The following is a 16800-nucleotide window of genomic DNA, read 5'->3' on the forward strand; positions in this document are numbered from 1 at the left end:
TACAACAAAACAAATACTTTATTTTATAATTATTTAACAAATACCTTGTTTTTTTAAGTTTTATTTATGAATTTTGACTCAATCAATTCAAATAATTACATAATGAAAACAAAAATTAATGGAATACTAACACTACTCTTAGCGTTAGTTGTGCAAATATCCTTTGCACAAGAAAAAGTGATTTCAGGTACTGTTTCCGACGAAACAGGCCCCCTGCCTGGAGTTAACGTACTAATAAAAGGGACAACTTCCGGAGTAGAAACTGACTTTGACGGAAAATTTTCTATTAAGGCTAAGACTGGTGATACACTTATTTTTAGTTTCGTAGGAATGAAAACTGTTGAAAAAATAGTTGGAACTACTAACGTTATCAATTTAACCATGGCTAGCGACAATGTACTTGATGAAGTTGTTGTAACTTCCTTAGGTATAAAAAGAGCTAAAAAGAGTTTAGGTTACGCTTCTCAAGAAATCAAAGGAGACAAGGTTTCTACTGTAAAACTTGATAATGTAGTAAACTCTTTATCTGGTAAAATTAGCGGTGTTCAAATTAAAGCTAACAACAATTTTGGCGGATCTTCTAATTTTTTAATCAGAGGAATTAGCTCTTTAACAGGGAACAATCAACCTTTATTTATCATAGACGGAATCCCTATTTCTAATCAAATAGAAAATAGCGCAAATCAAAAAAATGGTAGAAGAGGCTTTGACTACGGTAACGCAGCTTCTGACATTAACCCTGATGATGTTGAATCTATTAATATTTTAAAAGGAGCCGCTGCATCTGCTATATATGGATCTAGAGGAGCAAACGGAGTTGTCATTATTACAACCAAAAAAGGAAAAGAAGGAAATATGAAGGTAAATATATCTTCCGGTATTACCTTAGGAAAAATAGATAGATCTACTTTTTTAAAGTATCAAGATAAATACGGTGCTGGATATGGCCCCTACTATGGAAGTACAGGATATTTTGAAGATATTGATGTTAATGGAGATGGGATTAACGATTTAGCAGTGCCTACCTACGAAGATGGTTCTTTTGGAGCTCCTTTAGATGGATCTCTTGTTTATCAATGGGATGCGTTTGTTCCTGAACACCCAAACTACCAAACTGCAACACCTTACATCGCTGGTAAAAACACTCCTGCAGATTTCTTCGAAACTTCTCACCAAATCAATAACTCAATATCTATTTCAGGAAGCGATGATAAAGTGAGTTACAGATTAGGGTACACAAACTTTCAAAACAAAGGTATTTTACCAAACTCTAAACTAGACAAAAACACCTTTAACTTTAATGGTACTTTGAAAGTTTCAAATAAACTAACTACAGGTGCCAATGCCAACTTTATCAACCAAGATGTTATTGGTAGAAATTCTACAGGATATGGAGATAATTTAATGTCTCAATTTAGACAATGGTGGCAAGTAAACGTTGACATTAAAGACCAAAAGTATATTTACGACTTAACTGGCAAAAACTATAGCTGGAATCACCAAGGTTCGGTTGGAGGATCTCCTTTACAACCACAATACTGGGACAATCCATATTGGACTAGATATCAAAATTACCAATCTGATAACAGAAACAGATTCTTTGGTAATGCATTTGCTACATATAATATTAATGATTGGTTGGATTTAACTGGTAAAGTAGCTGTTGATACATACTCTGAAGTACGTGAAGATAGGAGAGCTGTTGGATCAGTTGCTACAGAGTTTGGACTAACAGTTGGAGACCAAGCGTCTGGTTATCAAAGAACACAAATTAACTTTTCAGAATTCAACTATGATCTAATGTTGAACTTCAGTAAAGATTTATCTGAGAAATTAACCCTAAATGGTGTTTTAGGAATGAATATCAGAAAAGAAAAATACCACTTCTGGAGAGCCTCAACAAACGGAGGTTTAGCTAACCCTGGTGTATATTCTTTAAGAAACTCTGTCTTACCCGTTAACCTACCCGAAGAACGTTTAGCCGAAAAACAAGTTAACGGATATTACGTTCAAGCTACTTTAGGATATAACGATAGACTCTTCTTAGAATTCACAGACAGATACGATGTATCTTCCTCTCTCCCAACAGCAAACAATAGCTATAACTATTTTGCTGTTAGTGGTAGTTTTATTTTTTCAGAACTAATAAACACAAACTGGTTAAACTATGGTAAACTTAGAGCTGGATACGCTGAAGTAGGTAACGACCTACCTGCCAACAACGTTTACGACACCTATAATGTTATAGATCATTTCGGTAGTGTAGCTTTAAGCTCTTTTAATGGCACCAAGAAAAACGAAAACTTAGTACCTGAAAGAACCAAAGAAATAGAACTTGGTCTAGAAACTAGATTTTTAAACAATCGCTTGGGCTTAAATTTATCTTGGTATAAAAAAGACACAGAAAACCAATTAATGCCAGTCACCACAACAGCTGCTTCAGGTTTCTCTAGTAGATGGGTTAATGCTGGTACCATAGAAAACAAAGGGGTTGAAGTAAGTTTAGATGGAAAAATAATTCAAAATGAAGACTTTAAATGGAACACTACAATTAACTGGTCAAAAAACAACAACTTAGTTAAAGAATTATATTCCGACGTAGAAAACATTCAACTTGCATCGTTCCAAGGGGGTATTTCAATTAATGCCACTAAAGGTCAACCCTATGGAACAATAAGAGGTACTGGGTTTGTCTACGATGATAACGGCAACAAAGTTGTTAACGATAATGGTTACTATAAAGTTAAAAGCAATCAAATTATAGGAGATACTAACCCTGACTGGAACGCCGGTATCACAAACACTCTTTCTTATAAAAATTTATCGTTAAGCTTTTTAATTGACATCCAACAAGGAGGAGATGTATACTCATTAGACCTTCATTATGGTCAAGGTACAGGTTTACCAGACTACACAGGGGGGCTTAACGAACTTGGAAACCCAATAAGAAATCCTATTACATCAGGGCCAGACAGTGGGGGTGTACTTAACCCTGGTGTTACAGAAGACGGACAACCAAACACTACTCGTACTCCTGCAGACACATACAATGGAGCTTTCTACTGGGGAGACTCGAACGTAAACCCAGCCGCACTTACTATATATGATGCTTCATATATTAAACTAAGAGAGTTAAGCCTTAAGTACAATTTTCCTAAAACTTGGCTTCAAAATTCTGCAGTATCGGATTTAACAATATCTTTAGTAGGTAGAAATTTATGGATAATAGACAAAAACGTACCTTTTGCTGATCCTGAATCAGGATTAGGAGCAGGTAATGCTCAAGGATATTTATCCGGATCATACCCTACCGTAAGAACAGTTGGTCTTAATGTTAATTTAGAATTTTAAAAGATTATGAAAAAAATATTTTTATTTTTAATTTCAACATTCTTAATCGTCTCTTGTGTCGATGAAGACTTAAATGTTGATAAAAAAAATCCGAGTGAAGTATCAGGCGCAACACTTTTTGCCAACGGTACCAGAAACATGTTTGACTTAATGAACTCATGTAGTGTTAATGAAAACGTTTTTAGACTATATGCTCAATATTGGGCACAAACAACCTATCCTGATGAAAGTCAATTTAATCAAGTTAGTAGAAACATAGGAGGCTCAATTTGGAACACACTATACAGAGATGTTCTTAAAGATTTAGATGGAGCTAGAGTCTCTACAGAAAACTCAGTAGATAACCCTAACAAAGAAAATCAATTAGCAATCATAGAGTTTACTACAGTTTACGCATATAGTATCTTAGTAGATACCTTTGGAGATGTGCCATACACAGAAGCACTTGATCCAAACAATCCAACTCCAAAATATGATGATGCTGAAACAATTTATTTAGATTTATTAGATAGACTATCAAAGGCCATTCAAACTATTAACACCAATGGAAACTTTGGTTTTGATGATTTTATTTACGGTGGTGACCTTTCAAAATGGAAAAAAGCTGCTAACTCATTAATGTTAAGAATGGCTATGAGAATAGCAGACTCTAACCCTACCGAATCTATCCAGTATGCTAACTTAGCTTCAACAGATTTAATTCTTAATAACAGTGATAACTTCTCTATTAATTATCTGGGAGCCTCTCCTAACACCAATCCTCTATACGTTAGCTTAGTACAGAGTGGTCGTAATGATTTTGTTGCAGCTAACACATTTATTAACAAAATGCAACCAAGAGAGTATTTAACTTACAATTCATCTGACTTGAATGGAGACGGCGTAATTGATGAAAAAGATGAAGTAGAATACATAGATCCAGACTCTTTTACTAACACAGATCCTAGAATGTTTGTATATTTCAGAACCAATAAAGTAATCCCTGAAGAGTTAAACATAACTGACTCTAATGACAATGTAGTTGCTACTTTCTCATACACAAATGCATACAACAACCAAACTCAATTGTTCGAAGGAGGTACTTATGGTACTGCCAACAGCCACAGTGGTCATACTCAACTAGGAGACATTCTAAGAGTACCAGACCTTAAAGGCACGATTATATCAGCTGCTGAAATTAGGTTTTTATTAGCAGAGGCATCTGCTAGAGGTGGATATAGTGTAAGCGGAGATACCGAAACTCACTATAACGAAGGTATCAGAGCCTCTTTTGATGAATGGGAAATAAACGATGTTAACTCTTATTTAGCAATGAGTCACGTTGCTTACTCAACTGCATCTGGTGACTGGAAAGAAAAAATTGCTACTCAAAAATGGTTAGCTTTGTATAATAACGGTTTTGAAGGATGGACAACTTGGAGATTATTTGACCAACCAACCTTAAACAACTTACCTGTTACTGACCCTGAACAAATTCCTACTCGTTTTCTATACCCTACTTCAGAATCAACACTTAATGGTACAAACTATCAAAGTGCTTCTTCAAGTATTGGAGGGGATGAAAAAACAACAAAGATTTTTTGGGATAAAAACTAACACCAAAAAACATTAAAAGCTGAAGTTAGTAACTTCAGCTTTTTTTATCATATCCAATAAAAACACAAAATTTTACACTAAAAAATCATGAAATTGAAATTATTATTAATTACAGCGCTAATCACAAATACTATTTTCTCACAATTTACCAGAGCTCAAAAAATTCCCAAACACGCAAACAGCATATTCAATAACAACATGGATCATTTTGCTATGGCTAAAATTGATATGAAATTCAATAATGAATTTGGAAAAAATGTATCTGGCACATATTACTTAACTAAAGAATGGAAAAAATGTAAAATAACTACTAAAGAAAGTAAAAGCTATACTCTACCAAACTGCAATTACAATTTATTCGATAAAAGATTTGAAGTTCAATTTGAAAATAATGATTTTATCTACTTAAAAAAACAAAGCATAGATCAAATTATTTTTGACAACAAAACTTTTAAACCTATAAGCAACACCCTTATACCTAACACAGATAATAATTATTATCAAGAGATTGCTCAAAACAAGAATATCACTCTTGTAAAACTATACAAACTTAAAAAGAGAACAGTAAACTCAAAGGAGTCTCTAGGCATAATCGAAAACAAAATAATCAATAAAGGCTACAACTATTTTATTAAGGATAACCAACTCATAAAAATACCTAGATCAAAAAAGAAAACCCTATTTATTTTAAACATTAAATACAAAAAAGAAGAACACAAAAAAATTAACATAAAAAAGACAAATGATTTAAAAAGACTTATCTTAAACCTATAGTTATTACTACTACTCATTCTCTTTAATTAATTCAAGTTAAACACCAATACCCCTTCTCAGCCTATCACAAAATAGCTATCACATAGCTATTTTAACACTCAAAATTAATAAGCTCTACACTATTCAACCATTAAAGATTAAGTTATTTTTAAAAAATAATGTGTTAACTTTCTTCTACCTATACTCAAAAAAAAAAAAAAAAACTAATTCATTGTTAATATTTGCATATAAACTATATCAATGAACAAATAAAATTAACTCTTAACAACAAACAAGTAAATTCATATACTTTTTCTAATTAAAACTAAAGTTATTTATGTTAAAAAATTGTTTATTTAAGATAATTTTATGATTTTAGCAACTAATTAATTCAAATAATTACATAATGAGAACAAAGTTTAATGGAATGTTAACGTTATTCCTAGCGTTAATTATGCAAATGTCCTTTGCACAAGAAAAAACAATTTCAGGTACAGTTTCTGATGAATCTGGACCATTACCTGGAGTTACAGTATTAAAAAAAGGTACCACACAAGGTACCGAAACGGATTTTGACGGAAAATTCTCTATCCAAGTAAAAGTTGGAGACATCTTGGTATTTAGTTTTGTAGGAATGAAAACTACAGAAAGAACAGTAAATAGCCATCAACAGATTAACGTGATAATGACGGGTGATAATATTCTTGATGAGATTATAGTTACTGGTACAGGTGCGGGTATAAGTAAAAAGAGATTATCAACCACTGTTGACGCTCTAACAAGTAAAGACATCGAAAAAACTCCTACGAAACAATTAGATCAGCTTTTACAGGCCTCTGCACCTTCTGCACAAATTAAGTTAAGCTCAGGACAACCTGGTACAAACTCAATTATCAGAACAAGAGGACCTCTAAGCGCTAACGGTAACACTACACCAGTTATAATTGTTGATGGTATCAGGGTAGACAACTTGAACTCAAACGCCCAACTTGGCCTTGCTACTGGTGGAGCTAATAGTTCTTCAATTGCAGACATCCCACTAGAATCAATAGAAAAGATTGAGTATGTAAAAGGTGGAGCTGCCACAACACTTTATGGAGCTGATGCCGCTAATGGGGTTATTCAAATCATCACAAAAAAAGGAACCGTTGGTAGAACTTCTATCAATTTCGAAGCTTCTACGGGTGTAATTAGTGGTACTAAAGATTTTTTAAGATTTAAAAGAACTGCAGATTTAATATTCGAAGATGGTGTTTTTCAAGATTATAAAATAGGACTGAATGGAGGTACTGATAAATTTAGATATAATGTTGCAGCTTCAATGTACCACGACGATGGTTTTAATAATGTAAATAAACAATTTAGAAGAACAATAAGATCTGGATTCACTGCAAAAATCACTGATAAACTAACCTACCAAGGTTCTGCTGTATTTAGTACATTTAACTATACTCGTGACTATAATGCTAATAGTGGATTTTCAAGGTTTTCAAACGCTGAAGGTGGAGATAATGGTGATATAGACACTTTATCTGACGAAGATTTTAATACCCTTAAAGCAAGATATGATAAAGAAGGTGAATTAACTGATATAACAGACAGAATTAGAAGATTCCAAACATCTAACAAATTCACCTATGATTTTACCGAAGACTTTAAAGTTAATTTAATCTTTGGGCTTGACTCAAGAAATAATAGACAGGAGCTTATCGCAACCAACGCTCTATTGATCGCCAAAGGTAATCAACCTGAAGGAACAACTGATAGGGGATCTATACAAAGAGCTACTAGAAACTTCATCTCTTTTACTGGAGAAATAAACGCTCAACATAAATTTAATATAAATAATAATTTTTCATTTATAACAACAGTTGGAAGCCAGTTTTTTAGAAATGATGACTTTCAACAAAATATAACCGCTACTGGTGTAACTGATGGTGCTATTACAGTTAATGGTGCTGAACATTCTGTAACTGACTTTCAAAGAGGTTTTTCTAACTTTGGCTTTTATTTATCTGAGAATGTAGGTTTATGGGATAAAATTTTTATCGATCTGGGATTAAGGATTGATGGTAACACCGCATTTGGTGATGATATAGGCTTATTATATTTACCTAAATTTGGTATAACTTATAACATTTCTGATGAAGATTTTTGGAAAAACACATTCGGAAACACATTGTCTAATTTCAAATTAAGAGCTAACTGGGGACAAGCAACTAACTTCCCTACTCCTTTTGCTGGAGATTTGACTATCGCAGCAAATAATTTTTTAGGTCAACAATCATTTACCTTCAACAATCCTGGAAACACAAAATTAACATCTGAAACTGTAACCACAAAGGAAATCGGAGTTGATGTTGGCTTATTTAATAATAGAATTCGCTTAAGTGCAACATATTATGATGGATTAACAGAAGACGCATTATTCACTCCTCCACAAGCTCCTAGTTCTGGTCAATTAAACCAACTAAAAAATATTGGTGAAATATCAAACAAAGGTTATGAATTATCTCTACAAGCAAACATAATAAACAATGAGAAACATAATTTACAATTCAATGTTTCTTATAATAGAAATGAAAATTTAGTTGTTAGCTCAGGAGGGGCTCCTGAATTTAATGTTGGTGGATTTACCTTCCTTGGTGCTTATGTAAAGGAAGGACAACCTTTAGGTTTTCTAAGAGGTGCAAAAACTACTGTAGATGAAAATGGTGTGGCTACTATTTTAAGAAACCAAAATATTGGTAATACTTTTTCGCCAAACTTTGGTAGCTTTTCAATTAACTACACTTTCAACAATAAATTAAATTTATTCTTAAATGGTGATTATCAAACTGGAGGACAAGCTGTTGCTGTTGATGATGTACTTAGGTTTTTTGCAGGATTAGAAGATGAAGGAAGATTCCCTCAAGAAATATTAGACTACCAAGCAAATGTCGGAGGGTTAACATTTTTTGACTTAGCTAGTTATTGGGTAGAAGATTCAGATTTCTTAAAAATAAGAAATATTGGTGGGACCTATAATTTTGGAGAAATCTCCAATACAGTAAAAGACTTTACATTAGGATTTAATGTTGCTAACCCTTTCAACTTTGTGAAATCAAGATTTGATCCTGAAGCATCAGGTTCTGGTTTTGGTGCTCAAGGAGGGTTCTCTGGTGGAGGATTTGGATACGGTACCGAATCTGCACCAAGAATCTATAGTTTAACATTAAAAGCAAGATTATAAACTTAACAACAAAGTATAACATGAAAATATTTAAATATTTAGGAGTAACATTGGCTTTATCAATTTCTTTTTCTTCTTGTAACGAAGATCTTATTGATTTCACAGATGTCACTAATCCTAATTTATCAGAACAAAGTGTTGTTGGTCAAGCCAACTCATCAAAAGCCTGGTTAACAGGTATCAAAAGACAAAACGCATTATTATATAATGAAATTGTAACTATTTCTGAAATAGCCTCTGATAACTATGTGAATTCTCAAACCTTCTATAATCAATTGTTAGATAATTTAACTATTGATTTTCAAGACAGAGATTTAAACGATTTACATTTTGACATTGCAAGATTGAGAGAGATGTGTACATTTGGTATAAACCGTATTTCGCCTAATGATGTTAATTCTTCAGACGAAACATTGGCTGAATTTCATTTCTATAAGGGCTTATCATTTCTTTTAGCTGGAGAATACTTCAGCTTTTTGCCACAAGAAGACAAAGGTGTACCTAAAAGCTCTACAGAAAACTATAATTCAGCTCTTGAAAGCTTTAATACTGCAATTAATCTTAATAACGACTCTAAATATCATTTAGCAAAAGCTAGAACTTATTACAATTTAGGAAACAAAATTGAAGCTGTTAATTCTGCTAACACATCTTTAAATATGGATGATAGCTTATTATTTACAGTTGATTTTGATGAAACTAACGGTCCTTCAAATACTATGGAAGATGCTTTATATGAAAGAGGTACTTTTGACGACTTACAACCTCTTCCTTCATTAGATTTTTTAGACCCTAAATATTCTTTTGTTGACAATGCTATTGATGCTTCTATCGCTGTATTAAAAGCCGAAGAAGCTTATTTTATAATTGCTGAAGCAAATCTATCTGACAACTCTTTAGAGGATGCTAAAACAGCAATGAAGAACGCTCTATCTATAATTAATAATAGACCAACAAAGATAGTTGATGAAACATCAGAAGACAGAACTCAAAGAAACCCTAACTCTAGACCTAATAGTTCAAGTATACTCGTTAGATACGAAGGTGATGTTTTATATAAAACTGGTTTGGTTATCGACAGAACTGCTACAGCTACAACTTATACTGTATCAGGAACTTCACTTACAGAAACGTCTATTAACGCTCTTACAACCATAGATGAGGCTCTTGAAGCATTGTACTTAATGAGACAAGAAGTATTTATCGCTGAAGGTCGAAGAATTATTGACTTGGGTGTTAAATATGTTTTATCTGAAAATGAATTATTATTAAACTCCAATGTTGACGAAAGTCATCCAGGATTAACAGGTGTTATACCTAGTTTTATTAACTCTATAAAATCAGAACTAGATGCTTTCACTTATGACCCTAATGCTGGAACTGTTGAAATAAAGCACAACTTGAATAAAATCTTAGTTCAAAACAAAACTTCAAATGAAGTACTACCTTTTCACTAAGTTTTATTATAAACTATAATAATAACTAATAAAAAAGCTGCTTATGAGCAGCTTTTTTTGTTAAAAAATTGTTTATTTAAGATTTAATTAAGATTTTAGCCACTAATTAATTCAAATAATTACATAATGAGAACAAAGTTTAATGGAATACTAACACTATTCCTTGCATTTCTTGTACAAATATCCTTTGCACAAGACAGGACAATTTCTGGTACTGTTTCAGATGAAACGGGTCCATTACCTGGAGTTACAATCCTAAAAAAAGGTACTACTTTAGGTACCGAAACTGATTTTGATGGAAATTATTCCATTAAGGCTAAAACTGGAGATGTATTAGTTTTCAGTTTTGTAGGTATGAAAACTACAGAAAAGACTGTAGGAAGCTCTAATCAAATTTCTTTGGTACTTAAAAGTGATAACTTACTCGAAGAAGTTGTCGTAGTTGCTTATGGTACGCAATCAAAAAACTCGGTTACTGGTGCAGTAAGTGTTATTAATCAAGAGCAAATAGAAAACACTAACTTTTCAAATCCTTTAAAAAGCTTAGAAGGTTTAGCTCCTGGTATCAGAGTTATTCAATCTAGTGGACAACCTGGTTCTTCACCTATAATTAGAGTAAGGGGTTTTAATTCTATCAATGCAGATGCTGCTCCACTAATTGTTTTAGATGGAGTTCCTTATTCTGGTAGTATGAGCAGTATTAACCCAAAAGATATTGAATCTACATCTATTTTAAAAGATGCTTCATCTACTTCATTATATGGTAATAAGGCAGCAAATGGGGTATTATTAATTACCACTAAGAAAGGGAGTAAAAATAGGATTCAAGTTAATATTGATAGCAAATTTGGTATTACTCAAAGAGGTGTTAAGGATTACAATATAATAGAAACACCTGGTAAATTTTATGAATCTTACCATAGTGTCTTAGCTAATTCTGAGTTTTATCGTCAGAGCAAAGCTGGTACTCCTATTACAATGGCTGAAGCTAGACAATTTGCTTCTGACAATTTATTAGATAGATTAGGCAACTACAACCTATACAATGTCCCTGGAAATCAAATAGTTGATCCGAACACAGGAAAAATTAACCCTAATGCTAAATTACTATTAGAAAATAATGGTTGGGAAGATGCATTATTTAGGAACGCTGCTAGTTTTACTTCAAATAATATTTCTATTTCTGGTGGTTCTGAAGAAGCAACGTATTATTTATCTTTAGGTTCAGAAACAAATAACGGTTACACTATTCTAAGTAATTTTGAAAGACATAATGCTCGTTTAAAAGCTACTTCTGCTAAAATATTTGATGTACTAACAATAAGTGGTGATGCCTCATACTCTAACTCTATTAGTCAATCTGTTCCTGGTAACAATACGACTCAGTTTAGTAATGCTTTCTTTTGGAACAGAAGAATAGCTCCTATTTACCCTGTTTATCAACATGATGAGAACTGGAATCTTATTTCAGATCCTAATACTCCTAGTGGCTTTGCTTATGATTTTGGTCAACCTCAATTTTTTGATAATGGTACTAGTCGAGGAGCTAGACTTTATGCTCCTGGTGAACACCCTTTAGCTGTAATTGAAAATACAACATTAACAACTAAAAGAGATAATTTTAATGGAGGTTTAAGGGCTAAATTTGATTTACCTTTAGGTTTTGACTTTGAATATGTAACAAACTATCTTACTGAATCTGATAGAGACACTGACTTTAGAGGTCCTGGAGCTGGTGTGTTTGCTGCAGCTCAAAATGGTTTATTAACTAGTGGCACTAATCATTTTTCTGCATTTACAAATCAACAATTATTAACATGGAAAAAAGATTCTGGAAGGAATACTTTTGATGTTCTTTTAGGTCATGAAACATATACAGAAAAGTTCTCTTTATTATCTCTTTCTAAAAGAAATCTTATTGGAGATCTAAACCCAGTGATTGACAATACTGCTGTTTATGCTTCTGCAGAAGGATATAATACAAAGTATGCTACCGAGGGGTACTTCTCAAGGTTTATCTACGGTTTAGACAATACTTACTTTTTAAACCTTACAGGTAGATATGATTCTACTAGTGTTTTTCACCCTGATAATCGATGGGGATTCTTTTGGTCTGCTGGTGCTTCATGGGTTATTAGTAACGAAGATTTCTTGAGTAATTCAAATGTAATTAACTATGCAAAATTGGCAGTGAATTACGGTACAACAGGTAACGATAGAATTTTTTATGATAATAGTACAACTCGTAACCTTTCTGCTTACCTAAATCAATTTATAATTGGAGAAAGTAATGGACAATTAACACAAGAGTTACGTTATTTAGGAGGAGATGCTGTTACATGGGAAAATTCTGCAAGTTTTGATGTATCTTTAGATTTAAATTTATTTAATAAATTGAGCTTAACTGCAGGTTACTTTAGAAAAGAAACTGATAATCTTTTATTTAACGTTCCAATAGCTATTTCTGCAGCTGCTGAACAAGGTTCTAGAGCTGTTAATTCAGGTACTATGGTTAATAGTGGTTTTGAAACACAGTTAGCTTGGAAAGCTGTAGATAAAGAAAACTTTAAAGTAAATTTAAACGCAAATTTATCTACTCTTAGAAATGAAATGACGTATTTACCTCCAAGTGCTCCAGCACAATCAGGCAGCTTCCGTAGAGAGGTAGGTAGAAGTATTTTTGAATACCATATGGTGAAGTTTGCAGGGGTAGATCCTCAAAATGGAGATGCGTTATACTGGGCAAAAAACAAAACTACAGGAGAGGAATTTAAAACCGATGATTATAGTCTTGTGTTTGAAACTGATACTACAATTGACAATAGACAATTTGTTGGAAAGAGTGCTATTCCTGATTTTACAGGAGGATTTGGTGCAAATATACAAGCAGGTAATTTTAGTTTAGATGTACAATTCGCCTATCAAGTTGGCGGATACGGCATTGACAGCGAGTATTTCAGTCTACTTTCCGCGACTCAAAATGTTACTAATTTCCCTGATTATGATAAAACTTGGACTGTTGATAATCCTAAAGCTGAATTACCAAGAATTGATCCTTTAGCAAGAAATCAATACAGGTTTTCTGACCTTTATTTAACTGATGCTAGTTACTTAAGCTTAAATAACATTAGCTTGTCTTATAACCTTAATAATGATGTATTTAAAAAATATCATATAGATAATGTTCGTATTTATGGAACTGTTAATAATGGATTTTTATTATACAGTGCTAGGCAAGGGTATGATCCTCGTTTAAACTCAGTAGGTCGAACTTCGGCTGAATATGGTGCAAACAGAACCATTTCTCTTGGAGTAAATATTAATCTTAATTAATAATGTAATTATGAAACACAATAAAATTTTTATAAAACAGTGGTACAAGTCTGTTTTATTTACCTTAACAGTAATATTTTTCATTTCCTGTTCAGATTTAGAACAAGAATTTGAAAATGAAAGGTATTTAACCGAAACGCAAGCAGAAGCATTAGCTGCAGCAGGTAATACTCAAGGTCTTAAAGCCTTAGATGGTGCTATTTTATCTTATATCAGAGACGGACTTCAAGAAGATGATGATGATTTTGGACTAAAAGCTTTAGAGCTTGGAATGGATTTAAGAAGTAACGATATGGATATGAGTAGAAATACTTGGTTTGGTTCTTTTAATAACTACGATAATATAATTACTACAAATAGAAATAATGAGGTTATGTGGAAATTCTGCTATACCCTTATAAACAGAGCTAACGCTATTATTAATACTATACCTGATACCGCACCTGAAGAGGTTAAAGTATTTAAATATAAATCTTACACGTACAGAGCTATTGCTTATTTTTATTTAGCAAGAATTTATCAACATACTAAAGCTAGTGATGACACGCCAACAGTACCAATTGATAGCGGAGACTATACTCCTCAACCTAAATCAACATTAGGGCAAATAAAACAGTTAATTCTTGATGATTTAACATTAGCATATAATGGTTTAAAATCATATACAAGAAGTACAAAAGATGAAATTGATGCTAATGTAGTAGCTGCATATTTAGCTAGATATTATCTTACCTACGAAAACTGGGAAAAAGCAGAAGAATTTGCAGATATAGCTATGAATGTTGGCTCAATTAGTGACGATGTTCAACATGGATTTGATGAATTATCTTTATCAGAAGCAATATGGGGTGCTACCATTACACCAACTACAACTACAGTATACGGTTCTTTCTTTTCACATGTTAGCCAAATAAACGATGGTTATAGTGGGTGGAATCATTTTAAAACTATAAACTCTAATTTGTATGATATGATACCAAATACAGATAAGAGGAAGTTATGGTTTGCTGATAAGCAATATGAACCTTGGACAATTATAGTACCTGGAACATGGGCACATTATAATATAACACCAAAATATACAAGCTTGAAGTTTATCGCTCATCCAGGTCCCGGAGAGTTTATTGGAGATTATATTTACTTAAGAAACACTGAATTTTATTTAACAAAGGCCGAAGCATTAGCTAGGCAAGGTAAAAACTCAGATGCTCAACAAGTATTATTTGACTTGAACTCTGTTAGAGACCCTAACTATGTTAAATCAACAAAAACTGGTCAGGATTTAATTGATGAAATTTTACTCTATAGAAGAATTGAATTATGGGGTGACGGTGTTGCTTCATTTGATATGGCAAGAAACGGAGTCGGCTTGAACAGAAAAGATGGAAGATTGAATCTTGTTATGCCTGGTGCCGATCTTGTAATACCAGCAATGGACCCTAAAATGATTTATCAAATACCTTTAGATGAAGTTGACGCAAACCCTAACTTATAAAAAGGAATAAATATATTAATTAGTATTAAACCACCTCTAACGAGGTGGTTTTTTTATACCATAAAATCAACTACATTTGCTACATGGAACAAAACACAAATATTTTCGGTATTAGAGCCATTATTGAAGCTATAGAAAGTGGAGCTTCTATTAACAAGGTATATCTTCAAAAAGGTTTACGAGGAGAATTATTTTTTCAATTAGATAAGCTCCTAAAGAAGAATAAAGTATCAACTAGTGTAGTTCCTACTGAGAAGTTAGATCGTTTATCTAAACATAACAATCATCAAGGTGCTGTAGCTAAAATTTCCCCTATTGACTTTTATGATTTAGAGAGCTTAATTGAAGAAGCATTAGAATCTGATAAAACTCCCCTATTTTTATTATTAGATCAAGTTTCTGATGTAAGGAATTTTGGAGCCATTATTAGAACAGCAGAATGTACTGGTGTAAACGGAATCATCATTCAAAAAAGTGGTAGTGCTCCTGTAAATGCTGAAACCATTAAAACTTCAGCTGGAGCTGCTTTTAAAGTACCTATTTGTAAAGTAGATCATATTAAAGATGCCATTTTTCAACTAAAGGCTGCAGATATTAAATTAGCTGCTGCTACTGAAAAAACTGAAGATTCAGTTTTTGATGTTAATTTTAATCAACCTATAGCAATCATCATGGGTTCTGAGCACAAAGGAGTAAGTAACTCTGTTTTAAAAATGGTGGACTATAAGGCTAAATTGCCACTTCTAGGTGAAATTGAATCTTTAAATGTTTCAGTTGCTTGTGGTGCGTTCTTATATGAAGCTGTAAGACAACGTTTATAATATTTTAAATCCTGCTTAGTGCAGGATTTTTTATTCCTCTTCCTTGTAGATATAACGGTATTTTATTTCCTTCAATTCTAACTCGGCTTCTTCAATTGGTGGAATATAGTTTCCATTTTCATCAAACATATCATCAAATTCTGTTTTAGAGAACTCAAACCTTTCCTTAATTATACCTTTATTTTTGTATAACAAAGCTAATACTATTCCTGTAATTAACCCTGATAAATGACCTTCCCAAGACATTCCTTCTTTAATCGGTAATACATACCAAACCATACTTCCGTATAAAAATATGGTGATGAAAGAAACAGCTACTAACCTGTAGTTTTTCTTTATAATCCCACTAAAAAGAACAAAACTAAAAAGCAAATACACAATTCCACTCGCTCCAATATGGTAGGATTCTCTTGCAATTAACCAAGTTAGTAATCCAGTAATAATCCCTCCAAATAACAAAACTTTAATTGCTACTTCCTTATAAAAATAAAAAAGACAAGCTGAGAGCACAAATAAAGGAACTGAATTATTAAAAAGATGCTTGGTGTCACTGTGAATAAAAGGAGAGCACAAAACCCCTTTTAAACCACTAAAATTTCTCGGAAAAACTCCAAATTTATTGAAATTCCATCCAAATTTAATTTCTATCCAGTATACAAGCCAAATTGTAAAAACAAACAGGAAAGGAATAGTAAAAACTGTTGAAGAAAATTTTAGTTGCTGTTCTGTGTTCATAACCTTTAAAATAACAAAAATAAATCC

Annotated in this window: 9 protein-coding genes; 8 read left to right on the forward strand and 1 reads right to left on the reverse strand. The window is 32.6% G+C overall.

Annotated elements, in window-relative coordinates; translation table 11 throughout:
- Nucleotides 1–102 precede the first annotated feature (102 nt).
- The 8 genes from MHM83_RS07275 to rlmB all read left to right on the forward strand — a co-directional run bounded on the left by MHM83_RS07275 (nucleotide 103) and on the right by rlmB (nucleotide 16038).
- A complete protein-coding gene (locus MHM83_RS07275) occupies nucleotides 103–3351 on the forward strand; it encodes a SusC/RagA family TonB-linked outer membrane protein (RefSeq protein WP_239178997.1) in 3249 nt (1082 codons plus the stop codon).
- 6 nt (nucleotides 3352–3357) lie between these two features.
- Nucleotides 3358–4947 (forward strand): SusD/RagB family nutrient-binding outer membrane lipoprotein, encoded by a 1590-nt coding sequence (locus MHM83_RS07280; protein ID WP_159613060.1) that lies wholly within the window; start codon nucleotides 3358–3360, stop codon nucleotides 4945–4947.
- An 87-nt stretch (nucleotides 4948–5034) separates the two neighbouring features.
- Nucleotides 5035–5721 (forward strand): hypothetical protein, encoded by a 687-nt coding sequence (locus tag MHM83_RS07285; RefSeq protein WP_239178999.1) that lies wholly within the window; start codon nucleotides 5035–5037, stop codon nucleotides 5719–5721.
- 385 nt (nucleotides 5722–6106) lie between these two features.
- Nucleotides 6107–8932, forward strand: a complete 2826-nt coding sequence (locus MHM83_RS07290) for a TonB-dependent receptor domain-containing protein (protein ID WP_239179001.1) — start codon at nucleotides 6107–6109, stop codon at nucleotides 8930–8932.
- Between the two features lie 20 nt (nucleotides 8933–8952).
- Nucleotides 8953–10389 carry a hypothetical protein gene (locus MHM83_RS07295; protein WP_159613069.1) on the forward strand — a complete coding sequence of 479 codons (1437 nt, stop codon included), beginning with the start codon at nucleotides 8953–8955 and terminating at the stop codon, nucleotides 10387–10389.
- A gap of 126 nt (nucleotides 10390–10515) precedes the next feature.
- Nucleotides 10516–13722, forward strand: a complete 3207-nt coding sequence (locus MHM83_RS07300) for a SusC/RagA family TonB-linked outer membrane protein (RefSeq protein WP_239179003.1) — start codon at nucleotides 10516–10518, stop codon at nucleotides 13720–13722.
- A gap of 10 nt (nucleotides 13723–13732) precedes the next feature.
- Nucleotides 13733–15217: a RagB/SusD family nutrient uptake outer membrane protein gene (locus MHM83_RS07305; protein WP_159613073.1), complete on the forward strand. Its 1485-nt coding sequence runs from the start codon at nucleotides 13733–13735 to the stop codon at nucleotides 15215–15217.
- Nucleotides 15218–15300: 83 nt separating this feature from the next.
- Nucleotides 15301–16038, forward strand: a complete 738-nt coding sequence (rlmB, locus tag MHM83_RS07310; protein WP_159490045.1) for a 23S rRNA (guanosine(2251)-2'-O)-methyltransferase RlmB — start codon at nucleotides 15301–15303, stop codon at nucleotides 16036–16038.
- Nucleotides 16039–16068: 30 nt separating this feature from the next.
- Here the strand turns inward: rlmB and MHM83_RS07315 are convergent, their stop codons facing one another.
- Nucleotides 16069–16773 carry a rhomboid family intramembrane serine protease gene (locus MHM83_RS07315; protein WP_239179005.1) on the reverse strand — a complete coding sequence of 235 codons (705 nt, stop codon included), beginning with the start codon at nucleotides 16771–16773 and terminating at the stop codon, nucleotides 16069–16071.
- Nucleotides 16774–16800: the final 27 nt, after the last annotated feature.

This window comes from Tenacibaculum sp. Mcav3-52, assembly GCF_022347665.1.
GTDB classification, from domain to species: domain Bacteria; phylum Bacteroidota; class Bacteroidia; order Flavobacteriales; family Flavobacteriaceae; genus Polaribacter; species Polaribacter mesophilus.